At 59.5% G+C, this 21,971-nt stretch carries 28 protein-coding genes; 20 read left to right on the forward strand and 8 right to left on the reverse strand.

Annotated features, from left to right (window positions below):
• Window positions 1-53: 53 nt before the first annotated feature.
• Window positions 54-833, reverse strand: coding sequence for an enoyl-CoA hydratase/isomerase family protein (locus ACO0LO_RS09645; protein ID WP_422963998.1), 780 nt, complete (start codon window positions 831-833; stop codon window positions 54-56).
• A gap of 152 nt (window positions 834-985) precedes the next feature.
• On the opposite strand from ACO0LO_RS09645, the gene ACO0LO_RS09650 reads away from it, so the two are divergent.
• From ACO0LO_RS09650 to ACO0LO_RS09660, 3 genes are all read left to right on the forward strand, one after another.
• Entirely contained in the window at window positions 986-1,840 is an 855-nt protein-coding gene (locus ACO0LO_RS09650; protein WP_422963999.1) for an IclR family transcriptional regulator, read from the forward strand.
• Between the two features lie 184 nt (window positions 1,841-2,024).
• Window positions 2,025-2,582 carry an EF-hand domain-containing protein gene (locus tag ACO0LO_RS09655; RefSeq protein ID WP_422964000.1) on the forward strand — a complete coding sequence of 186 codons (558 nt, stop codon included), beginning with the start codon at window positions 2,025-2,027 and terminating at the stop codon, window positions 2,580-2,582.
• Window positions 2,583-2,866: 284 nt separating this feature from the next.
• A complete protein-coding gene (locus tag ACO0LO_RS09660) occupies window positions 2,867-4,051 on the forward strand; it encodes a GGDEF domain-containing protein (RefSeq protein WP_422964001.1) in 1,185 nt (394 codons plus the stop codon).
• A gap of 48 nt (window positions 4,052-4,099) precedes the next feature.
• On the opposite strand, the gene ACO0LO_RS09665 is transcribed toward ACO0LO_RS09660, so the two are convergent.
• Window positions 4,100-4,723 carry an FMN-dependent NADH-azoreductase gene (locus tag ACO0LO_RS09665; RefSeq protein ID WP_422964002.1) on the reverse strand — a complete coding sequence of 208 codons (624 nt, stop codon included), beginning with the start codon at window positions 4,721-4,723 and terminating at the stop codon, window positions 4,100-4,102.
• 5 nt (window positions 4,724-4,728) lie between these two features.
• On the reverse strand, window positions 4,729-5,208 hold the full coding sequence (locus ACO0LO_RS09670; RefSeq protein ID WP_422964003.1) for a GNAT family N-acetyltransferase: 480 nt from the start codon (window positions 5,206-5,208) through the stop codon (window positions 4,729-4,731).
• 107 nt (window positions 5,209-5,315) lie between these two features.
• On the opposite strand from ACO0LO_RS09670, the gene ACO0LO_RS09675 reads away from it, so the two are divergent.
• The 13 genes from ACO0LO_RS09675 to ACO0LO_RS09735 all read left to right on the forward strand — a co-directional run bounded on the left by ACO0LO_RS09675 (window position 5,316) and on the right by ACO0LO_RS09735 (window position 15,368).
• Complete coding sequence (locus ACO0LO_RS09675; protein ID WP_422964004.1) at window positions 5,316-6,731, forward strand: PLP-dependent aminotransferase family protein; 1,416 nt, start codon at window positions 5,316-5,318, stop codon at window positions 6,729-6,731.
• A 144-nt stretch (window positions 6,732-6,875) separates the two neighbouring features.
• A complete protein-coding gene (locus ACO0LO_RS09680) occupies window positions 6,876-7,328 on the forward strand; it encodes a carboxymuconolactone decarboxylase family protein (protein WP_422964005.1) in 453 nt (150 codons plus the stop codon).
• Between the two features lie 270 nt (window positions 7,329-7,598).
• On the forward strand, window positions 7,599-7,970 hold the full coding sequence (locus ACO0LO_RS09685; protein ID WP_422964006.1) for a GFA family protein: 372 nt from the start codon (window positions 7,599-7,601) through the stop codon (window positions 7,968-7,970).
• The gene (locus tag ACO0LO_RS09690) at window positions 7,967-8,089 is read left to right on the forward strand and encodes a hypothetical protein (protein WP_422964007.1); all 123 of its coding nucleotides are present in this window, start codon (window positions 7,967-7,969) and stop codon (window positions 8,087-8,089) included. The genes ACO0LO_RS09685 and ACO0LO_RS09690 overlap by 4 nt, the downstream gene beginning before the upstream one ends.
• 7 nt (window positions 8,090-8,096) lie before the next feature.
• Window positions 8,097-8,837 carry a response regulator gene (locus ACO0LO_RS09695; protein ID WP_422964008.1) on the forward strand — a complete coding sequence of 247 codons (741 nt, stop codon included), beginning with the start codon at window positions 8,097-8,099 and terminating at the stop codon, window positions 8,835-8,837.
• Window positions 8,834-10,153 carry a sensor histidine kinase gene (locus tag ACO0LO_RS09700; protein WP_422964009.1) on the forward strand — a complete coding sequence of 440 codons (1,320 nt, stop codon included), beginning with the start codon at window positions 8,834-8,836 and terminating at the stop codon, window positions 10,151-10,153. The genes ACO0LO_RS09695 and ACO0LO_RS09700 overlap by 4 nt, the downstream gene beginning before the upstream one ends.
• Before the next feature lie 245 nt (window positions 10,154-10,398).
• The gene (locus ACO0LO_RS09705; protein ID WP_422964010.1) at window positions 10,399-10,827 is read left to right on the forward strand and encodes a DoxX family protein; all 429 of its coding nucleotides are present in this window, start codon (window positions 10,399-10,401) and stop codon (window positions 10,825-10,827) included.
• A gap of 208 nt (window positions 10,828-11,035) precedes the next feature.
• On the forward strand, window positions 11,036-11,308 hold the full coding sequence (locus ACO0LO_RS09710) for a DUF2282 domain-containing protein (RefSeq protein WP_422964011.1): 273 nt from the start codon (window positions 11,036-11,038) through the stop codon (window positions 11,306-11,308).
• A 104-nt stretch (window positions 11,309-11,412) separates the two neighbouring features.
• The gene (locus tag ACO0LO_RS09715) at window positions 11,413-12,177 is read left to right on the forward strand and encodes an alpha/beta fold hydrolase (RefSeq protein WP_422964012.1); all 765 of its coding nucleotides are present in this window, start codon (window positions 11,413-11,415) and stop codon (window positions 12,175-12,177) included.
• Window positions 12,178-12,290: 113 nt separating this feature from the next.
• The gene (locus tag ACO0LO_RS09720) at window positions 12,291-12,563 is read left to right on the forward strand and encodes a hypothetical protein (RefSeq protein WP_422964013.1); all 273 of its coding nucleotides are present in this window, start codon (window positions 12,291-12,293) and stop codon (window positions 12,561-12,563) included.
• Between the two features lie 75 nt (window positions 12,564-12,638).
• Window positions 12,639-13,526 carry a DUF692 domain-containing protein gene (locus ACO0LO_RS09725; protein WP_422964014.1) on the forward strand — a complete coding sequence of 296 codons (888 nt, stop codon included), beginning with the start codon at window positions 12,639-12,641 and terminating at the stop codon, window positions 13,524-13,526.
• Window positions 13,523-14,287: a putative DNA-binding domain-containing protein gene (locus tag ACO0LO_RS09730; protein WP_422964015.1), complete on the forward strand. Its 765-nt coding sequence runs from the start codon at window positions 13,523-13,525 to the stop codon at window positions 14,285-14,287. Before ACO0LO_RS09725 ends, ACO0LO_RS09730 begins: the two co-directional genes overlap by 4 nt.
• Before the next feature lie 52 nt (window positions 14,288-14,339).
• The gene (locus tag ACO0LO_RS09735; protein WP_422964016.1) at window positions 14,340-15,368 is read left to right on the forward strand and encodes an alpha/beta fold hydrolase; all 1,029 of its coding nucleotides are present in this window, start codon (window positions 14,340-14,342) and stop codon (window positions 15,366-15,368) included.
• 14 nt (window positions 15,369-15,382) lie between these two features.
• On the opposite strand, the gene ACO0LO_RS09740 is transcribed toward ACO0LO_RS09735, so the two are convergent.
• Window positions 15,383-15,724, reverse strand: coding sequence for a winged helix-turn-helix transcriptional regulator (locus ACO0LO_RS09740; protein WP_422964017.1), 342 nt, complete (start codon window positions 15,722-15,724; stop codon window positions 15,383-15,385).
• A gap of 145 nt (window positions 15,725-15,869) precedes the next feature.
• Here ACO0LO_RS09740 and ACO0LO_RS09745 point away from each other — a divergent pair, with 145 nt between their 5' ends.
• Window positions 15,870-16,970, forward strand: a complete 1,101-nt coding sequence (locus tag ACO0LO_RS09745) for an NADH:flavin oxidoreductase (protein ID WP_422964119.1) — start codon at window positions 15,870-15,872, stop codon at window positions 16,968-16,970.
• Window positions 16,971-17,034: 64 nt separating this feature from the next.
• Here ACO0LO_RS09745 and ACO0LO_RS09750 read toward each other — a convergent pair whose 3' ends face one another.
• Entirely contained in the window at window positions 17,035-17,505 is a 471-nt protein-coding gene (locus tag ACO0LO_RS09750) for a MarR family winged helix-turn-helix transcriptional regulator (protein WP_422964018.1), read from the reverse strand.
• 189 nt (window positions 17,506-17,694) lie between these two features.
• Between ACO0LO_RS09750 and ACO0LO_RS09755 the strand changes: the two genes are divergently transcribed.
• The gene (locus ACO0LO_RS09755; RefSeq protein ID WP_422964019.1) at window positions 17,695-18,111 is read left to right on the forward strand and encodes an organic hydroperoxide resistance protein; all 417 of its coding nucleotides are present in this window, start codon (window positions 17,695-17,697) and stop codon (window positions 18,109-18,111) included.
• A 144-nt stretch (window positions 18,112-18,255) separates the two neighbouring features.
• On the opposite strand, the gene ACO0LO_RS09760 is transcribed toward ACO0LO_RS09755, so the two are convergent.
• The 3 genes from ACO0LO_RS09760 to ACO0LO_RS09770 form a co-directional block, all read right to left on the reverse strand.
• Window positions 18,256-18,468 carry a hypothetical protein gene (locus tag ACO0LO_RS09760; protein ID WP_422964020.1) on the reverse strand — a complete coding sequence of 71 codons (213 nt, stop codon included), beginning with the start codon at window positions 18,466-18,468 and terminating at the stop codon, window positions 18,256-18,258.
• 91 nt (window positions 18,469-18,559) lie between these two features.
• The gene (locus ACO0LO_RS09765) at window positions 18,560-18,895 is read right to left on the reverse strand and encodes a CzcE family metal-binding protein (RefSeq protein WP_422964021.1); all 336 of its coding nucleotides are present in this window, start codon (window positions 18,893-18,895) and stop codon (window positions 18,560-18,562) included.
• 292 nt (window positions 18,896-19,187) lie between these two features.
• Complete coding sequence (locus ACO0LO_RS09770) at window positions 19,188-20,249, reverse strand: alpha/beta fold hydrolase (RefSeq protein ID WP_422964022.1); 1,062 nt, start codon at window positions 20,247-20,249, stop codon at window positions 19,188-19,190.
• A gap of 447 nt (window positions 20,250-20,696) precedes the next feature.
• On the opposite strand from ACO0LO_RS09770, the gene ACO0LO_RS09775 reads away from it, so the two are divergent.
• On the forward strand, window positions 20,697-21,404 hold the full coding sequence (locus tag ACO0LO_RS09775; RefSeq protein WP_422964023.1) for a cytochrome c biogenesis CcdA family protein: 708 nt from the start codon (window positions 20,697-20,699) through the stop codon (window positions 21,402-21,404).
• 1 nt (window position 21,405) lies between these two features.
• Entirely contained in the window at window positions 21,406-21,936 is a 531-nt protein-coding gene (locus tag ACO0LO_RS09780; RefSeq protein WP_422964024.1) for a thioredoxin family protein, read from the forward strand.
• Window positions 21,937-21,971: the final 35 nt, after the last annotated feature.

Below are 21,971 nucleotides of genomic sequence, written 5' to 3' on the forward strand. Positions count from 1 at the left end.
CTCCGATTTTTTTGCTATTTTTTTGTGCTGCGCTGTGTGTTGTGGCCGGCCGGCTATTTGCGCTGAAATTCCGGCAGGCGGCGCTGCGACATCGCCGCCACGCCTTCGCGGAAATCCTCGGTGCGGAACTGCCCCAGCTGGATGGCGAGTTCGCGCTGGTTGGCGGCGACAATGCGGTCGGCCATGCCCTGGCGCAGCGTATCGCGCGTGGATTCCACTGCCAGCGGCGCCGAGGCGGCAATTTCCTGCGCCAGCTCCAGCGCGCGCTGCCGCAACTGGTCCTGCGGCACCAGTTCATCTACCAGGCCCATCGCCAGCGCTTCCGCGCCGTTGATGCGGCGTCCGGTATAAAACAGCAGCGCTGCCTTTTGCGGCCCTATCAGGTGCGGCAACGTGACGCTCATGCCGAAGCCGGGGTGAAAGCCAAGGCGATTGAAGTTGGCGCTGAAGCGCGCTTCCTGGCAGGCGATGCGGAAATCGCCGACCAGCGTCAGGCCCATTCCGGCGCCGATTGCCGGCCCGTTGACGGCAACGACGATGGGTTTCTTGTTGCGGAACAGGCGCATTGCCTGTCCATAGAAAGGTGACGGATCAACCCCGGGCGCATTACCGGCGGTGGGTGTGCGGCCGCTGAAATCGGCGCCCGCGCAAAATGAAGAAACACCGGAACACAGCACGATGGCGCGGCAATTGTCGTCGCGGTCCAGGTTGTCCAGCATGTCGGCCAGCTTGCCGACAAAGCCGATATCGACAAAGTTATGCGGCGGACGCCGCATTTCCATTAGGGCGACATGCCCTTCGTGCGTCAAGCCTATTTCTTCTTGCTCACTCATTTTTCGCCATCCTCAATCTGCAATTTTTTTTATGGAACCGATGCGCATGATCATTCGCGTCTCCGAACGACAGGAAGCCGATTATAGGCAGCGAAGTTTGGGCTGCGCTATACTACAATTTCACTTATTGAAATTGCTTTCATCCTGAATCGATGCCTACTTCTCCCGCAGATGCCGCGGTTTCATCCAGCCGCCGTTTGACGCAAAGCAGCAAAAAATTTACCCGAGATACTGCCGGCAGCCAGTCGCTGGAGCGTGGACTGCAATTGCTGCGCGTGTTCCGCGCAGGTGTTGCGGTGCTGACCAACAGCGAGCTGGCATTGCGCACCGGGCTGCCGCGGCCTACCGTCAGCCGGTTGACGCGCTCACTGGTGGATGCCGGTTTCCTCAACTATGATTTGCAGCGCCGCGCCTACCGGCTGTCGTCCATCTGCCTGAGCCTGAGCGATGCCTACTCGCGCGCCAATCCCCAACTGGGCATTGCCGAGCCGCTGATGAAGCAGGTTGCGGACAGGGAGAAAGTGAATATCGGCATGGCGATCTCCGACCAATCCGGCATGATTTACCTGCTGGCCTTCCGCGAATCGGAGGATGCCGTGTCCAAGACCAGGAGGCTGGTGCCCGGCTCGCACGTGCCGATGGAAATGACCGCGATCGGGCGTGCCTACCTGACGGGGCTGGAGAGTGCGGAGCGCGATGAAAGGATGAACAGGTTCGCTTCGAAAGCTGGCCGGAAATGGCCGGCGCTGAAGGCGGAGCTCACCCGCTGCAGCGCTGAAATCGACAGGCTGGGTTATTGCACCGCAGAGTGGGAACCCGGTGGCCTGTTCGGTATTGCGACCAGGCTGTGGGGACCGGACGGCACGCTGTACGCGATTAACCTCAGTTTTCAGTCTGTCGAGGGTGACGACAGCGAGCCCATCGCGCGCCTGGCGCCGGTACTGCTGCAACTGGTGGCCGATATAGACAAGGCCTGGAAGGCCGATGGTCCCGCTGAATTTGAATAGCTAAATAGAAAGGGGTAATTTGCGCTATTCGGGGAATTGATAATTTCCTGGGCAGGTATCCTTGATGCTGGTCAAATTCCGTGCACCGGTTTGTTCGTCCTTCCTCTGGCTTTGGTTTGTCTGAGAGCAGGCCGCCGCCATCGAAATCCAGGCTGCACATCTACTTTACGCAAGGATCAAGTTCATGAGTTCCATCTCTTCGCTTTCTTCCGCCTATGCAGCGATCCTGGCTACCAATGCCTTGAAAAAGGTGCCGGTAGAAACAAAAGCTTCTGCGACGCAGGCTGCCGTACCGTCCTCCAGCCAGCCGGATCCAATGTCCCCGTCCGCAACCGCCGATACAAAACCCGTGGTGACCAAAGCCCTTTTCCAGGATATCTATAATGGCCATGTACTGGCCGCCGTGGACACCAACGGAGACCAGAAAGTGTCGCGGGAAGAGTTCAGCGCGCAGATACTGGCGGCCGGCGGTTCGCAGTCGCATGCCGATGCGCTGTACAAGAGCATGGACAAGGACGGCGATGGCACCGTGTCGGGCCAGGAATTCATCGACAACATCAAGAGCCCGTTTGCGAAGGAAGGTTATGCGCAGAAGATCCTGGACCTGATGCAGCAGATCCGCGGCGGACAGAGCACCGCGCCTCTGCAAGGGAACATTCTCAACGCCGACGGCCAGATGAGCGATGCCAATTCGGACCAGATGCTCAGAAATCTCGCCACCACCTTCAGCGGGAACGTATAGAGGGCTGCTGCGCCCGTCTGCGCTCGCCAAGTTTGAGCCGGTATCGCAAGTTGAGATGGCAGGCTGAGTCTGCATAAAGTGGACTGCCATGCGATGCAGAATGCCGCGTAATGCCACTGCGGTTAGCCGCAGAAATGGCGCATGTACAAAAACAATTGCGATGTAATTCGGATGATTTGTATCAGTAGTTGCAACATAATAAATTCTTGCGCGGTTTTGCCAAGTGAGTAAAATGTAGACGCAAATCAATAAGGCCGGGCACAGACCGGTTTTTGATCCGGTTTGTGAAAACGCAAGGCGATGGCGACGAAGCGGGCAAGGGCAATCCTTTCATACCAGTTCAGGCGCCGGCCTTGCTGAGTAAAGTATTCCGCCCTGCAGATTCCCGCACTTTAGCTCTTGCCAACATGATCGCCGAAAAAACGCAGCAATCTGCCCATGCCGTACGCGGCTCCAGTCTCGCAGGAAAAGCCTATTGGGCCATGGTGCGCCGTGTCGCGCTGACGGCAGGCATCATCGACATCGGCTATATCATCCTGTTCACCATACTGGGATCGGTGCCGCTGGCGGCGGTCAACGTCGTCAGCATAGTCATGTATGCCGGCGCCTATGTGCTGATAAGCCGCAAGCACAACGCAGCGGCGCTGGGGCTGATCTGGTTCGAGGTGATGGCGCATGCGGCGTTCGGCTCCCTGCTGATCGGCTGGGATAGCGGCTTCCACTACTATCTGCTGCTCTTCATTCCCGCCATCGTCATCGCGAATACGCGGGGTTATGCCGTGCCCATGGTGGTGGCGCTGCTGGCCTATTACCTGGGCCTGAAAAGCCTGTGCGACCACCTCGGCCCGCTTGCTCCCCTGCCGGGCAAGGGCATTGAAGTCGTATTGTGGATACATATCGTGCTGGTGTTCGGCATGTTTGCTTCGATTGCCGCGTTCTACCGCAAGACCATCGTCATCGCCGAGCTGCGCCTGTTCAAGCAGGCCACGTCGGACCCGCTGACCGGCCTGCATAACCGCAGCCGTTTCCATGCATTGTCCAGCCATGAACTGCTGCGTTCCCAGCGCTCCAGGGAGCCGGTCACCGTGCTGCTGTGCGATGTTGACCATTTCAAGCGCGTCAACGACCAGTACGGCCATGAGGCCGGTGACAAGGTGCTGGTCCACGTGACGAAAATACTGTCTGAAAACCTGCGCGAATGCGATGTACTCGCCAGATGGGGCGGCGAGGAATTTCTCGCGCTGATGCCCAATTGCAGGCTGGAGACGGCACAGGTTGTGGCCGAGCGCATCCGAGCCGCGATAGAATCCGCCTCGCTGGAACTCGGCGATGCCGTCATCAAGGTGACGGTGTCGCAGGGCGTTGCCGAAGTAAAAAGCACAGATGACCTGCAGGCCGCAATCGCCCGTGCCGATTCTGCGCTGTACCGCAGCAAGAACGCCGGCCGCAACCAGGTGTTTGCTGCCTGACAAGCATGGCCTCCGTATCCTGAGGCCCTTTCCTTGAAACTGCCGCTGTCAGGAACGCGCTGAATTGAAATGTCCGGCGATGGCCTGATCGGCTTCCAGCTTCGCACCCGCCAGCGGCTCCGGCCCGAAGGCAGTGCCTTGCACGGTAAAAAATGTCAGCCTGTGCAAGCCTATTGTTGCCAGGATTGCCCTCAGGTAGGGCTCCAGGAAATCCGGCTGGCGGCTGCGTTCTCCGATGCGGTGGCCGCCGGATGAAGCGGCGATGAAGACGGGCCTGTCGGCCAGCAGTCCCACTTTCCCTTCCGGCGTGGCATTGAAGGTCCGGTGTATGCGGACCACGTGGTCTATCCATGCCTTCAGCACGGAAGGCACGGTAAAGTTATGCATGGGCGTGCCGATGACGATGCAGTCCGCGCTTTCCAGTTCGACAATCAGCCGTTCGGACATGCCCAGCGAGCCTGTTTTCGATTCTTCGCCGGAGAATTGCCGCGTGCCGCCCAGCGACGCCGCATAGTCGCTATCCACATGCGGCAACTGGTCTGCCCACAGGTCTCGCGAAATGATGTTTGCCTGCGGATTTTTTTCCAGCAGCCTTGCAAGGATGCGCTGGGACAGCAGGTAGCTTTCGGCGCTTTTGCCACGAGGGCTGCAGGTGATGTGCAAGATGTTCATAGTGATTATTGTGCCAGTAGTTTGTGAAAGCGCATCGCGCCGAACAGCAGGCCTTGCCTGAAATAGAAGCGCTGGGCCAGTGAGTTGGAGACGGCAGTATCCAATGCCAGTCTCATGCAGGCCGATTGCTGCGCCATGATCGTCAGCGCATCCAGCAACAGCGCACCCCAGCGCCTGCCGCGCGCTGTTTCCGCAGTGACGAGGTCGTCAACGTAAAGAAACTTCCCGTACACCAGGTTTTCCTGCAGCCGGTAGCCCGCCAGCGCCACAACCTGGCCATCCTCCCATGCTGCCAGCAGGCGATAATTTTGCGAGCGCATGCGTGCCACGCGTTGCAGGAAATCTGCCTCTCCTTCCAGGTGCGGCCTGAGTTCTTTCATCACAGCATAGCAGGCGCGCAGGTCTGCTTCGCTTTCAGCGTCGCGCAATGTGTCGCTGGAAACGTCTGCTCGCACGGAAAGCGCCGATATAGCCTCTTTCTTCATACGGGAATCCTTTCGGTATTAATGGAACAGTCCCATGGTAGGGATTTGATGCCATAATCGGAAGAACCAAGAAATGATATATCGACTAGTCCATGATACGACCGCAGATGCAAGAATTCTTGTCGCTGAACCCGACGGCGGCAGAACCTGTGTACCGGCAAATCTACGCGCGCTTCCGTTCCGCCATCACCGAAGGTCTTCTGAAACCGGGTGACCGTATTCCGGCTGCCCGCGCATTGGCCAATGAACTTGGCCTGGCCCGCGGTACGGTAGAGGCGGCGTATGCACTGCTGGTGGCTGAAGGATATGTGGAAACGCGTGGCCAATCCGGCTCCTTCGTCACGCCAGGGCTGGAACTGCGGGCACCGGTGCCGCCGGTGCCGCGGCCATCCGGCACGGCAGTTGCCGGCAACGGCTTCCAGCAATCCGGATTCCAGCCTTTCCAGATGGGTTTGCCTGCGCTGGACGCCTTTCCGCGCAAGATATGGGCACGCCTGGCAGCCCGTTCGGCACGTGCGATGCAGGCCCCCGATATGACGTATCCGGCAATCGCCGGCATGGAAGGCCTGTGTGAGGGAATTGCGCGATACCTGCAGTTTTCGCGCGGCATCAATTGTTCTCCATCGCAGATATTTGTCACGTCCGGCTACCGGGCCACGCTGGAACTGATCGTGCGTGCGCTGCTGCAGCCCGGCGATGGTGTCTGGATAGAACAGCCCGGTTATCCGCCCACGGCAGAGTTGCTGGAGCGGGCCGGCATGGCTCTCGCAACCGTGCCGGTGGACCAGGACGGCATCGTCGTTACGCAGGGTGTCAGGTTGGCGCCGCATGCCCGCGCCGCCGTAGTCACACCCGCACACCAGAGCGCACTATGCATGTCACTGTCCTTACAGCGGCGTTTTGCGCTGCTCGACTGGGCTGCGCAGGCCGGCGCATGGATCGTGGAAGATGATTATGACGGCGAATACCGCTACATCAGCCGCCCCCTGCCTGCGCTCAAGAGCCTGGACCGTGATGGCCGCGTGCTGTATGCGGGCACCTTCAGCAAGGTGCTGTTTCCGGCCATCCGGCTCGCCTACCTTGTCGTCCCGGAAGCGCAGACTGCGCATTTTGCAGCGGTTAACCGGGCCTTTTCCGGCGGCAGCCCGGCATTGACGCAGTCTATCGTGGCCGATTTCATCATGGAGGGACATTTTTCCCGCCACATCCAGCGTATGCGGCGGCTCTACGGAGAGCGCCGGCAGATCGCCGCCGACGGCCTGCAGCGCGTGCTGGGGAAATACATGCAGGTCGACCCGCAACCCGGCGGCATGCATCTGGTGTTGCGCACGCGGGATGGCGTTTCTGACGCTGCACTGGTGGCACGCATGCGGGAAGACGGCATGTTCGCCCAGTCCCTGTCGGACCGCATGTACCGTAGCCCGGCACAGGATGCGGAGCATGCCTTGTTGCTGGGCTTTACCAACATCGATTCCGCTGCGACGGCGGAAAAGCTGGCAAAGCGTATGCTGAAACTGATGTGATGACAGGTCCGACGGGAATAAGCACGCAGCATATCCGGCTACATTATGGCCCAGGCCAAAACGCCGGATATGGATCTTCCTTGCTGTGCCAAATGCTTGCAACATGTAAATTGTGCAATCGGGCATTTCAAACCAGGAACCGTCATGAGCAAGCGTATCAATTCCCTTAAATCCTCACCCGAAGCCTATAAAGGTTTCAGCGCCGTCAAAACTTACCTGCAGAATTGCAGCCTTTCCGTTGAGCTGGTTGATCTTGTCTATCTGCGTGTATCGCAAATCAACGGTTGCGCCTACTGCATCGACATGCATTCCCGCGATCTGCTGAAGATCGGCGTCTCCACCGACAAGCTGGTGCTGGTGCCGGTGTGGCAGGAAGCGGGGATGCTGTTCAGCGAGCGCGCTGGGCTGGCATGGGCTGAAAGCGTCACCCTTGTTGCCGAGACCGGCGTGCCCGATGCAGTGTACGAGCAGACCGCGGCCGTGTTCAATGATCAGGAACTGGCGGACCTGACAGTGGCGGTTTCGCTGATGAATGCGCTTAACCGTTTCGGCGTTGGCGGACGCCTGGTGCCGGCAGCCGTGAGCAGCCTGGCGTAGTTTTTTGGGCGGCCTGCTCTTCACGGCAGCCGCTTCAGGCCCTGTGAAGGCTTGCCTGCCCAAGCTTTCACAGGGCAGCTTGTCTGCGTGTCCCACCAGCCCGCTTCATTTCTTTTCAGCCAATAGTTTTTTCTCAAACATCGAGAAAATCCATAAAAAGGGCGCTGCTTTGCACGCGCTTGTATCCGCCCTTGGGCGAGACTACATTCGGACATAAAAGTCGGCTAGAATTCGGCTATAAAACAGGCTTTCACCACGAGAGAGCACATTATGTCTGCGCAACTGTTCCAAGGATCCTGCCATTGCGGCGCCCTCAAGTTTGAAGTTCACGCTAGCTTAAGCCCTGCCACCCGTTGTAATTGTTCGCTGTGCCGCCGCCGCGGTGCGGTGATGTCTGCTGCTTTTGATGAACAGCAACTGCGAGTGCTGAGCGGTGAAGACGCGCTGACGCTGTACCAGTTCAATACCCGCGCCGCCCGGCATTTCTTTTGCAAGCATTGCGGCATCTACCCCTTCCACCAGACGCGGCTGAACCCCAAGGCCTGGCGCGTCAACGTCGGCTGCCTTGAGGGCGTGGATTCTTTTGCAATGGAATCCAGCGTCGCAAACGGCGCTGCTTCGTCCGTGGTGGAGGACGCATGAAACGCCTGTTTGCCATACTCGCTTTCTTGGCAGGCGGGCTGAGCGCAGAACTGGCCAAGCCGGTCAACTGTTCCCTGATCCACACCAGCGTGTCGCGCATCCGCCGACGCCCCAACTGAGTACGCAATGGAAAACAAAGACCATATCCTGATCGTTGATGACGACCGAGAAATCCGCGAGTTGCTGGCCACCTACCTGGAAAAGAACGGCATGCATGCAACCGCCGTAGCAGGTGGGCGGCAAATGCGGGCTGTACTGGAAGAAGGCCCGGTGGACCTGATCGTGCTGGACCTGATGCTGCTGGGCGAAGACGGCCTGCTGCTATGCCGCGAACTGCGTGCCGGCAAATGGCGTTCGGTACCCGTGCTGATGCTGACCGCGCTGAATGAAGAAACGGAGCGCATCGTCGGCCTGGAAATGGGCGCGGACGACTACCTGACCAAACCCTTTGCCGTGCGCGAACTGCTGGCGCGTATCCGTGCCGTCCTACGCCGCGCGCGCATGTTGCCGCCCAATATGGAACAGGCCGAGGTGGTGCAGATGCTCAGCTTCGGCGACTGGCAGCTTGATACGATGGCGCGCCACCTGATCGATTCCAAAGGCACGATGGTTGCACTCAGCGGCGCTGAATACCGGCTGCTGAGGGCCTTCCTCGATCACCCGCAGCGTGTGCTGACCCGCGACCAGCTGCTGAACCTGACGCAAGGCCGCGATTCCGACCAGTTCGACCGTTCCATCGACCTGCTGGTCAGCCGCCTGCGGCAACGCCTGCTGGACGATGCGCGCGAGCCGCGCTACATCAAGACGCTGCGTAGCGAGGGATATATCTTTGCCTCCCCGGTAGAAGTCCGCGAGATAGACAAATGACGGAGGCCAACTGGCGCTGGTGGCCGCGCAGCCTGTTTGCGCGCCTCAGCCTGATCTTGCTGGCTGGCCTGGTGCTGGCGCACGCGTTTTCCTTCGTGCTGATAGTCCAGGAGCGCACGCAGGCGGCAACAAAGATGATGATAGGCTACATGGAACAGGACGTCTCCAGCTCCGTCGCGTTGCTGGACCGCCTGCCCGCTGCCGAGCGCGCGTTATGGCTGCCGCGGCTGGAGCGCCGCACCTATGGTTTCATCCTGGGCTCCGGCACCACTGGTGTTGCCCCCGATGAAATGCTGTCCACCCAGGTTGCCGCGGCGATGGAAGATGCAATAGGCACGCACTACAAGCTCAGCGCCAATGCCTTGCCCGGGGAAAATGAACATCTGCAGGTGCACCTGCAACTGTCGGACGGCAGCCCACTGACCATCGACGTCAGGCCCCGGCGCATGCCGGTATCGGCCTGGCTGGTGGCGGCGCTGTTTGCAGAACTGCTGTTGCTGGCACTGCTGTCGTGGCTGGCAGTCCGGCAGGCTACGCGGCCCTTGCAGCAGCTGGCTTCCGCCGCAGATTCGCTGGGTCCGGACCTGGCGCCGACGCGGCTGGCCGAAGACGGTCCGACCGAAGTCGCGCGCGCCGCCACCGCCTTTAATGCGATGCAGGACCGGATAGCGAGATACATGACCGAGCGCATGCAGATACTGGCCGCCATTTCGCACGACCTGCAAACGCCGATTACCCGCATGCGGCTGCGGGCCGACCTGATGGAGGACACCGATCATCGCGCGACCCTGCAGCGCAACCTGCAGGAGATGGAAGCGCTGGTGCGCGAAGGCGTGTCCTATGCCCGCACGTTGCAAGGCAGCTCCGAGCCGCCGCGCAAGCTGGACCCGGATGCACTGCTGGACAGCCTGATGCTCGATTATGTTGATGCCGGCGAGAAGGTCAGCCTGGAAGGCAAGATAGGCGCGCCGCTGGTCACGCGCCCGCTGGCGCTGCGCCGCATCCTGACCAACCTGATCGACAATGCACTCAAGTTTTCAGGCAGCGCCGAACTGGCAGTCACCGGGGCGCAGAGTGGCAGGGTCAGCATCTCGGTTCTGGATCGCGGGGAGGGCATTCCGGCGGACCGGCTGGAGGCCGTCTTCCAGCCCTTTTACAGGCTGGAAGCTTCGCGCAATCGCAGCACCGGCGGCACCGGCCTTGGCCTCGCCATCGCGCGCCAGCTTGCACTGGCAATGGATGCAGAGCTGACCTTGCATCGTCGCGAAGGAGGGGGCCTGGAGGCGCGCCTGACGCTACCGGCCGAGGCTGCCTGAAACCGCCGCCGATGTGAGCTCGTTGATACCGCCTTATGGCGGTATTTTTTTGCCTCATACCTCCCTGTTTTCGATTATGTCAGATTGTATTAGACGCATGCGATTAAATCGGAGCATATTGACCTGGCGCTGATGCTTACGTACCATAATTACTGTCCGCTTATATCGGATGCGTTTTAAATGTAGTGCGCGCGGCTCAGAGGAAGGGCGCACGCATCTCTCTTTTTCAGTCCCTGGAGACCATCATGCAACACCTTCACACGGCATGGCTAACGCGCCTATTGCCGCAACCCCTGCTGCTGCTGATTGCCCGCGTCGGCATTGCTTCGGTATTTTTCCTGTCCGGCCGCACCAAGGTGGAGGAGCTGATGAGCATCAAGCCTTCTACCTACGAACTGTTCCGCTCGGAATACGCGCTGCCGTTGATCTCGCCCGAGTTGGCGGCCCACCTGGCGACCTGGTCGGAGCATCTTTTTCCCATGCTGCTGGTGCTTGGCTTGCTGACCCGGCCCGCGGCCGCGGCGCTGTTCGGGATGACGCTGGTGATAGAAATTTTCGTCTATCCCGATGCCTGGCCCACGCATCTGACTTGGGCGGGACTGCTGCTGCCGCTGATCGCCTATGGCGGGGGGGCATGGTCGCTTGACAGCCTGCTGCGCCGTCCACGTTCCTGATCACGGCCGTCATTACTTTATGTCGAAATGTATCTAGCGGATACGATTTAATCGGTATGGATTGACATGGCTTTGTATGCTTCGTATCATGCAATTTATCCGATTAAATCGGATGCGAATATAAATACAGGCAGATGGGCATCGTCCGAACTGCCCGGCTTATCTCATGTTTGTTTATCCGCTTCACCCATTTTTTTAAGGAAACGAAATGAAACACACACACGCAGCCCTCGCGGCCACACTCGCATTCTCATTGGCAGCACTGGCATCCGGCGCGAATGCCGCCGAACAAAAACCGATGGAGAAATGCTTCGGCGTCTCGCTTGCGGGCCAGAACGATTGCGCCGCCGGTGCAGGCACTTCCTGCGCGGGCACCTCCAAGGTCGACTACCAAGGTAATGCCTGGACGTTGGTGGAAAAGGGCACATGCACCAAGATCAAGACTCCCAAGGGTTACGGTTCACTGAAGGCTGCATCGTGATCCGTTCCACTGAAAAAATTGCCGTGCCGCAGGTATCTGACCACGGCGTGGGACTTAACCACACACCCTTACTGAAGGCCGTTGCGGCCTCTCGGAGAACTGCAATGCGCTTACTCACTACCCTTACCGTTACTGCAATGGCGCTGGCTGCTCCTGCGTTTGCCGCTGCGGCAGAAACTGCGCCGCCTGCCGGCGCCAGGAACATTGTCATTGTCCATGGCGCCTTCGTTGACGGCTCAGGCTGGCGTGTCGTACACGACATCCTTATCCATAAAGGCTACAAAGTCACCGTCGTCCCCCAGCCGCATACGACGCTGGATGAGGACGTCGCTGCCGCCCGCCAGATCGTGGACGACCAGGACGGCGCCGTTGTGCTGGTCGGACACAGCTCGGGCGGTTCGGTCATCGGCATTGCCGGCGCGCGCCAAAAAGTCAAGGCGCTCGTCTATGTCGCCGGCCTGATGCCGGATGTGGGTGAGAGCCTGAGCCAGTTGCTGGCATCCATGCCTTCGCCCAGCAACTCCGTTCATCCTACGAGGGACGGGCATCTGTACTTTGACGCCGCCAGGTTCAATGCCGATTTTGCCGCCGACCTGTCCACCAACCGCACCGACTTCATGGCGGCGTCGCAGATTCCGGCCACCACGGCTGCCTTCGGCGCGCAAACCTGGGCCGCTGCATGGCATGAAAAACCCAGCTACGGCATCGTTGCCACCGACGACCACGCGCTGAACCCGGACCTGCAGCGCTGGATGTATCAGCGCGCCGGCGCCAAGGTCACTGAGATCAGGGCCAGCCACGTTGTGTATATCTCGCAGCCGGAAAAGGTTGCACAAGTGATCGAGGACGCGGCGCTGAACGTCAAGTAGTCAAGCAGGCGTCATCCAGCCATGGCATCGGCATCCTGTAAATCCCCTGCGGATTGCGGCATCCGCCGCGCTCCGCAACCATCCAGCAGTACCACATAAGTAAAGGAAACATCATGAGCATGACCATCAAATCCAGTTTCAGCCTCGCCACCGCAGCCGCCCTGATCGCGCTTGCCTCCGCATCCATCGCCAGCCCCGCCCATGCGGCAGCAGAGAAAGAGCAGCCGGGCCGCTGCTACGGCGTCAACACCTGCAAGGGCACCAGCCTGTGCGCTACGGCAAAAAATGACTGCAAGGGCCTGAACGACTGCAAGGGGCAGGGCGTGCTGGTCAAGACCAAGACAGCCTGCCTGGCTGCCGGCGGCACGGTAACCGAGCCGAAGTAAGCAGGTAATACTGTCACGGCTGGTCCGGCCTCGTTCGGGCCAGCCGCCCTACATCATTCCAACCGGGTAAGCGCGATGCCAGCATCCACACTCTCCGTTTCCAATCTCCCGTTTTCAGGTTACGGCCTGGGTCTGCGCAAGGAACACTACCGTGATTTCCTGGAGACCGCCGTCTCCGTCGATTTCGTTGAGGTGATTTCTGAAAATTTCATGGTGGAGGGCGGTCAGCCACGCCATATCCTGCGCCAGATACGCGAACGGCATCCGGTCGCGCTGCACGGCGTATCCATGTCGATAGGCTCGGCGGATGGCTTGAACCCCGATTATCTGCGTCGGCTGAAAGTACTGGCGGACGAGGTGCAGCCGCTGTTTGTATCCGATCACCTGAGCTGGTCGCGGATAGGCCGCTTCAATTCGCACGACCTGCTGCCCATCCCCTATACGGAAGAGGCGCTGGACATCGTCTGCGCCAATATCTCGATGGCGCAAGACACTCTGGGCCGCACCATGCTGTTTGAAAACCCTTCCAGCTATATCGCCTTCAATGGGGCGATGACAGAATGGGAATTTCTTGCCTCCATGTGCAAGCGCACAGGCTGCGAGCTGCTGCTGGATGTGAACAATATTTTTGTCAGTGCGACCAATCACGGCTTTGACGCGTTCGCTTTTCTGGACGGCATTCCCGCCGCCAGTGTGCGCCAGATCCACCTTGCCGGACATAGCCGGGGCCGGGATATGTTGATCGATACGCATGACAGCCCGGTCTGCGAAGACGTCTGGGCGCTGTATGCGAAAGCGGTCTCGCTGCTGGGGGCCGTCGCGACCATGATAGAGCGTGATGACGATATCCCGCCGCTGGCCGATCTGCTGGATGAACTGTCCATTGCGCGCAGGCTGGGCGCTGTCAACGCAAATGCAACGAACAAAACCACTATGCCGGTGCGCATCGCGGAGGCCGCATGATGCTGGCAGAGCTGCAACAACATTTCCATTCTTGGCTGGTTAGCCCGTCTGATGAGACGGCGAGCAGCTTGGGTGACGGTGCAAAAAAAAACATCGACGCCGGCCTGGCCGTCTATCAAAACAATTACCGGGCCCAGCTTGTGGGTTGCCTGGAAAGCGCCTTCCCCCAAGTCCGCACCTTCATCGGCGAAGACACGTTCCTGGCGGCGGCCATCCGCCATATCGACAGCCATCCCCCGCATGCCTGGACGCTGGACGCCTACGCGGAAGGCTTCGGTAAAACCCTGGCCCTGCGCTTCCCGGACAACCCCGACGTGCAGGAGCTGGGCTGGATAGAGCAGGCGCTGTCTGATTCCTTCGTTGCGCCGGATGCTGAACCGCTAGCCGTGGAAACTCTTGCCAATGTCGATTGGGATGCTGCCCGGCTGAGCCTCACGCCATCTTTCATCAGCCATGCCGCTTCCACCAATGCAGAGGCCATCTGGTCGGCATTATGGGAGGGGCGGCCTGTGCCTGAAGGGGAAATGCTGGCAGAGCCGGGCGGCCTCATCGTCTGGCGCCGGCGCTATATCTGCTGTGTCAGGCAGGTAGACGCGGTGGAGTATGAAGCGCTGCTGCATCTTCAGCATCACGGCAGCTTCGCCGCCCTGTGCAGCATGCTCGTTGAGCGCCTGGGGGACGCCGATGGCATTGCCAGGGCCGGTACGCTGCTGGGCGGCTGGCTGGCCAGCGAACTCATTACCGGTATCAAAACGGGCTAGCTGCACTGGCCCCAGACCCGGTATCCATCCATTCAACTAAAGGAGTATCGCCATGTCAGAAAACCTGTTCCAACGCCGCCGTTTCCTGCTGTCTGCCGCCGCCGGCACAGCAGCCTTGGCACTGCCATCCCTCACACCAGCATTCGCAGCTTCGCCTTCGGGTCCGGCGCCTGTGCTGCCTGTCCGCCAGGTCAGCACCGACCTGCTTGATATTGGCTACCATGAAGCCGGCCCGGAAAACGGCCGTCCCGTGATCCTGCTGCACGGTTTCCCGTACGACATCCACAGCTACGTCGACGTTGCCCCCATGCTGGCGGCGCAGGGCTACCGCGTGATCGTGCCTTACCTGCGCGGCCATGGCAGCACCCGCTTTCTGGATGCAGCCACGCCGCGCTCCGGCCAGCAGGCCGCCATAGGCGCGGATGTGCTCGCGCTGATGGATGCCTTGCATATTCCGGAAGCGGTGCTGGCCGGCTACGACTGGGGCGGCCGGGCTGCCTGCGTCGTGGCAGCATTGAAGCCTTCGCGCTGCGTCGGCCTGGTGTCGGTGAACAGTTATCTGATACAGGACATCGCCAAGGCGGGCGCGCCCTTGCCGGCTTCGGTGGAATGGGGACTGTGGTACCAGTATTATTTCCAGACCGAGCGCGGGCGCGCCGGCCTGCAGGCAAACCGCCGCGACATCGCGCGCATCCTGTGGAAGAATAATTCACCCACCTGGCATTTTGACGACGCGACCTTCGAGCGCTCCGCCAAGGCGTTCGACCATCCTGACTATGTTGATATCGTCATCCACTCCTATCGCCACCGGCTCGGCCTGGCGGCCGGTTATCCTGAATATGAGGCCGCCGAGAAAAAACTCGCTGCGTTGCCGGCGATCACTGTGCCGGCGATCACGCTGGACGGCATGGCCGATGGCGTTATTCCGGCCACCGACGGCCGCTCATCCGCCGCCAGGTTCACCGGTCCGCGCAGCCATCGCCAGATTCCGGGCGTCGGTCATAATCTGCCGCAGGAAGCGCCGAAGGAGTTTGCCGATGCGGTTGCCGAGCTTGCGCGTAACGGAAAGTGGCGTAGCTGAAAGCAGACCGGCCGCTATACCGCTTGTTGTTCAGGGAGCGGCAGGTATTCATTGCCCCAACTCTTCAGCGCCGCCAGCACCGGTGCCAATGCGCGGCCTTTTTCCGTCAGTACATATTCATGATGGGCGCCGCCGTCTTCCGCCGGCGCCGTTTCCAGTATCTGGTGCAGCGCCAGCGCCTTCAGGCGGGTGACGAGGATATTTTTGGGTATGCCCAGGCTGCGCTGGAATTCACTGAACCTGCGCATGCCTTTCAATGCATCCCGGATGATGAGCAGCGACCACCAGTCGCCGGCGACATCCAGCGTGCGCGCGATGGGGCAGACATCTCCTTCCAGGCTTTTTCTTTTGACCATGTGTTGCTCCCTTATCGGGTTTTGTTGATCGCCGCGGGCCGATGAGTGTAGCGGCGTGACAAGTTCATGTTATCACGAATGGTTGCATTATAAAACCATTTAATGTTATGCTGAATTGGTCTTATTATGAAACCAATTGCCTGTTATGAAAAACGCCAGCCCTTTGTTCACGCCTTTCAGCTATAAATCGCTGCTGCTTCCTAACCGTGTCGTCATGGCGCCGATGACACGGCGCAAAAGTCCGGACGGCATTCCCGGCCCTGATGTCGCGGCCTATTACCGGCGCAGGGCAGAAGGGGGTGTCGGCCTGATCATTACCGAAGGCACGACGATAGACCGTCCTTCCGCTTCCAATGACAGCGATATACCCAATTTCCATGATCCGCGTAGCTTTGCCGGCTGGCGTGCCGTGGTGGAAGCGGTACATGCGGCAGGCGGGAAAATCGCGCCCCAGCTATGGCATCAGGGTTTGCTACGCAAACCTGGCACCGGCCCCCGGCCATACGCATTGAGCGAAGGCCCGACCGCTTCGGGTGCAGAAAGCATCGCCATGTCGGATGAGGCCATCGCCGATACCATTGCTGCCTTTGCCAAGGCGGCCGGCGCGGCGAAGGATCTGGGATTCGACGCGGTGGAAGTGCACGGTGCGCATGGTTACCTGATCGACCAGTTTCTGTGGGAGGGCGTTAACCGGCGTACCGACCGCTATGGAGGCAATACCACGGCGCGCGCACTGTTTGCCAGCGAGATCATCAAGGCGGTACGGGCCCGCGTAGGCCCCGACTTCATCATCAGCCAGAGGTTCTCGCAATGGCGTACGCAAGACTATGAAAGCAAGCTGGCGACCACTCCCGCCTTGCTGGAGCAGATACTGGCGCCGCTGGCCGATGCCGGCGTGGATATTTTCCATGCGTCCACGCGTCGCTTCTGGGAGCCGGAATTTGCCGGCTCCAGGCTTAATCTGGCCGGTTGGACGAAAAAGCTGACTGGCCGCCCTGTCATTACCGTGGGGTCAGTTGGTCTGGATGGCCCGGATTTCCTCGCCAGCCTGTTCGGCGGCGACAACAGCAAGGTGCCAGCCGCAAATATGGAAGCGCTGGAAGAAAGGCTGGGCAACGGCGAATTCGATTTGGTGGCAGTCGGACGCGCATTGGCTGGCGACGCGCAGTGGCTGCAGAAAGTACGCGAAGGACGGCTGGACGAGATACAGCCTTTCCAGCGCGACGTGCTCACGACATTGAGCTGACGCTGCATCGCGTGCGGGCAATCCGTCCACACGATGCGGCAATAGCAGCAGAATTAAACCGGCATCAAGCCTTGCCCTTGGTGGCCTTGATCAGGTTGTCGCGCAGCGTGACAACCGAGTTCTGCATCTTGGGAAACTCTTCCGCACTCAGGCCGCAGGCATTCACCAGGTTCATGCCCAGGCCTTTTTCACGCAGCCGCCGGCCTGCTTCCGTCAGGCTGACCAGCACCTGGCGCTCATCCCCCGGATCGCGTTGCCGGCGCAGATAACCCATGACTTCCAGTTTTTTCAGGATGGGTGTCAGCGTATTGGATTCCAGGAACAGCTTTTCGCCCAGGCCGCTGACGGTCTGATTGTCTTCTTCCCACAGCGCGATGATGGAAATGTATTGGGTATACGTCAGGCCCAGCTCTTCCAGGATGGGCTTGTACGCCTTGCCGAAGGCCAGGTTGGCGGAATAGATCGCAAAGCACAGGAAGTCGGAAAGTTTTTCGCTTGACGCTTCCGTAGCGCTTTTTGCGGCGTTGGATTTCATGGGGATCCTCGGTGAGTCGTTTGGTTTATGTCGTATTGTATATCGGATGCGATTTAATCGAAAGGGCATTGACATTGCCGTTCAAAAGTATATTATGTGACTTATCCGATTTAAGCGGATGCGATATAAAACATCTTCTTTTTGGCTTTTTTACGTTTTTATACTTTAACGATTTTATAGAGGAACATCATGAACCAACTGCAAAAAGTACTGTACACAGGCAAAACCCATACTACCGGCGGCCGTGACGGCGTATCCCGCAGCAGCGACGGACGTCTGGATATCAAATTGTCTTCCCCAGGCACTTCCGGCGCCGGCACCAATCCGGAACAGTTGTTTGCCGCCGGCTGGTCTGCCTGCTTTATCGGTGCGATGGGCCTGGCTGCCGGCAAAATGAAGATCGCATTGCCGGCGGACCTGGCAGTGGATGCTGAAGTCGATCTGGGCACCATCGACAACGCTTATTTCCTGCAAGCGCGTCTCAATGTCAGCCTGCCCGGCCTGGACCGCGAAGCAGCGCAACAGCTGGTGGATGCTGCGCACCAGACTTGCCCTTACTCCAAACTCACACGCGGCAACATCAACGTGGAAATCAATCTGGTGTAAGCAGGGTAGCGCGAGCCGGATATGTCAAAGATCCGGCCTGCTCATTTCACAGGCGCCAAAAAAAACAGGCCCGGGTTGCATTGCACCCGGGCCTGTTGCTATTCGCGGCGGCGTTTGCCGGCGCTGATGATGCCAGGGCGCCGATCAGATTGTGGAGTGGGGCGTGATCGCATACACATCCCCGCCCAGCACCAGGGAAGGCAGCAGCTTGACGCCTGCTTCCCACGCATCGGGCACTCGCTCAGGGGAGATGCTGAGGTCAACGACTTCCAGTCTATCCAGCGACATGGAAAAACGCCTGGCCATGGAGAGGCAGGCATCGCAGCCGTCATGAAACAGGATATTGCGCGTATTCATTGTGTTCGTCTTCGGTCAGATTGTTTGCGATCAAAAGAAGCAGGTGCCTGCGGCAAATTGAACGCCGCAGGTCGCTGCCGCAAATGACGGCTTAGCCGCGGTACAGCGGATTGCGCGCAACGTGCACGAGTACCTTGCCCAGCTGCGCGCCCGGTGGCGCAATCTTCGCCAGGTCCACCACGGTGCCGTCGGCGAACGTATCGAAGTGCCATTCAAAACCGCGGTCGCCAAGCGCAAACCACACCGTTTCGCCGTTGTTGACATTGATATGTGTCGTGGAGAGGCTTACGGTCACGCTACGGTCCGCCGCGGCGTTGGCCACCGGGCTGCCGTAGTCGGCGCTGGTGCCGGTAAGGCCGCCGGCCATCGCGCCTTGCGCAGCGACGGAAGCCACGGCCAGCAAGATAAGGTGTCTGAGGTTCAGCATGCAATTCTCCTAAAAATGATGTCGAAGCGATCGTGCATCGATAGCATCTATTAGACGCCTGCATGGTATCCCGCGTGTTTCACAAGCTCGCCGGAACACGGGGTTTTGTATCCAACGTGGCCCCAGATACATGCGGTACATACATGCGGTAGTTAACGCAGCCAGTGGGAGCAGCATCAGGCCGATAGCCGCCAACGGCGGCTTGGCCTGATACAGGAAGGAGAAGAAGAGGGGGAAGGGGAACCAGTGGGAAAAGCCGGCGGCAGCAGGCGCTGCCGCTGTACTACAAGCATCAATACCGCGCTGCTTCGAGCACCGCCTCTGCAAAAGCCTGCGGTGCTTCCTGCGGCAGGTTGTGGCCTATGCCGCCGCTGATATTCCTGTGCGTATATCTGCCCGTGAACTTCTTGCGGTAGGCGGCCGGGTCCGGGTGTGGCGCGCCGTTGGCATCGCCTTCCAGCGTAATCGTGGGCACGCTGATTGCCGGCGCTGCAAAAAGTCTTTTCTCCAGCTCGTCGTATTGCGGCTCGCCGGCCGCCAGGCCCAGCCGCCAGCGGTAGTTATGCACAACGATGCTGACATGGTCCGGATTATCAAAAGACGCGGCGCTGCGGTTGAATGTAGCATCGTCAAACGCCCACTTCGGCGAGGCGGTTTCCCAGATCAGCCTGGCGAACTCACGCCGGTATTTGTCGTAGCCGGCACGGCCGCGCTCGGTGACGAAATAATACTGGTACCACCAGTCGAACTCCGCCTTCGGTGGCAAGGGGCGGGCGCTGTCGTCTACATTAGTCATCAGGTAACCGCTGACGGACACCAGTGCCTTGCAGCGTTCCGGCCATAGCGCTGCAATGATGCAGGCTGTCCGTCCGCCCCAGTCAAAGCCGGCGATGGTCGCCTTCGGTATCTTCAGCGCATCCATCAGTGCGATGATGTCCAGCGCCACAGCAGATTGTTGTGCATTGCGGACCGTATTCGCAGAAAGGAAACGGGTCGTGCCGTGGCCGCGCAGGTGCGGCACGATCACGCGGTAGCCCGCGGCCGCCAGCATGGGTGCGACATCGATAAAGGCGTGGATATCATACGGCCAGCCGTGCAGCAGGATGATCACCGGGCCATCGGCCGGACCCGCTTCCGCATAACCGATATTCAATACTCCTGCATCCACCTGCTTCAGCGCGCCGAAGGAGGTATGGCTGCCGCGCCCGGCGGTTGACGGATTGGCCGCCGCCGAGCCGGTTTCTGCGCCGGTTTCTGCATGAGCAGAACCGAATATACCCAGCTGCGCGGCGACAAACGTCATGGTGGCGGCGCCAAACAGGCGGCGGCGATTCTGGTTGATTTCATCAGGCATGTCTATCTCCGGTTGGTGCGGCATCGCCGCCGTTGCGTCGCCGGCTCGTACCGGCGTCCCTGGTTCAGTTCAGATACTTGTTCATACAGATATATGGTTTCCCGATCGCCCCGGCTACCGGCCCAAGGAGGCGGCTTCACCGCAGTCGTCGATCTGCTTGCATGGTAAAGCCCGTGTGTATCTGAAGTATGTCAAGAACCTGGGCTTGCCGGGCAGACATGAAACCGCTGCAAAAGCGATTGCAATAGCGGCTCCAACAGAGATGGCCAAAAGCATGCTTCCCGGCAGAGAAAGCCGTCCTCCGGCGTAGAACCCTGGGAAACTTTTGTGTCCGATTGTACGCCTGCCCCTGTGCGCTACAAAAGCGCTGCAGCTGTGCCGGGTCTTGACACAAGCCGGATACGTGGAGGGTTTTAAATACGCTCATACCAACCACAGGAGTACACCATGCACAACCTGATAGAAGCGCCGATCGCCTTGCTGGCCGGCATACTCACCATCGCATCGCCCTGCGTACTGCCTATCCTGCCGATCGTGCTGGGGACGGCAATCCAGCGCAGCAGCCGCACCCGGCCTTTGTTCATTGTGCTTGGTTTTGTATTGACATTCGCCGCACTGGGCATGCTGCTGGCCAGCGTTTCGCAGACTGTCTCCTTGGCGCAAGACACATTGCGCGATGTCGGCGTCGCCATGCTGGCGCTGACCGGCCTTTCCATGCTGTGGCGCAAACCGTATGACTGGCTCATGGAAAGCGTCAATGAACGCATCGCCAGCGTCGGCGCCAAGGTCGGCAACACCGGCTCCGGCAATGCCGGCGGTTTTGTGCTCGGCATGTCGCTGGGCGCCGTATGGACGCCGTGCGCCGGCCCCGTGCTGGCTTCCATCCTGGTGCTGGTTGCCAAGGCGCAGGATGTGGGCTGGTCCGCTTCGCTATTGTCGCTGTATGCGATAGGCGCCGGCATCCCCATGCTCGCCATTGCCTACGGCGGCCAGTTCATGAAGACACGAGTACGTTTTGTGGCCAACCACGCGCAGCGTCTGCAGCAGGTATTCGGACTGCTGATCGTTCTCACTGCCGTTGCCATCTATTTCCAGTATGACACCTTGATCTACGCCCAGATCGCCGACTTTTATCCACACCTGAAAGGAATTTAACATGAAATCATTCATCAAAACCCTGTGCGCTACCGCCCTGTTCTGCACCGCTGCGGCGGAAGCCCAGCCAGCAATCTCGCCCATGCCGAGCAGTGCCCCAGCCCCCGAATTTGCCGGCATAGAAAAATGGCTGAATAGCGATCCGCTGACAATGCAGCAGTTGCGCGGCAAGGTTGTGCTGGTCGATTTCTGGACTTATACCTGCATCAACTGTGTGCGCACCTTGCCTTACGTAAAAAGCTGGTACGACAAGTACAAGTCGCAGGGGTTGGTGGTAGTAGGAGTGCATACGCCTGAATATCCGTTTGAGCGCTCCACTTCCAACGTTGCTGCGGCATTGAAGAAATACGATATCCGCTATCCGGTAGCGCAGGATAACCGCTACACCACGTGGAACGCGTATAACAACCAGTTCTGGCCCGCTGCCTATCTGATCGATAAAAAAGGCCAGATCGTCTACACCCACTTTGGCGAAGGAGACTACCAGGAAACGGAAGCGACAATACGCAAGTTGCTGGCCCAGCCCGGCTAAACCGCTGCTATCTGCCTGCTAAACAAAAAAACAGG

This window comes from Undibacterium sp. TJN25, assembly GCF_049339885.1.
Classification (GTDB): domain Bacteria; phylum Pseudomonadota; class Gammaproteobacteria; order Burkholderiales; family Burkholderiaceae_D; genus Undibacterium.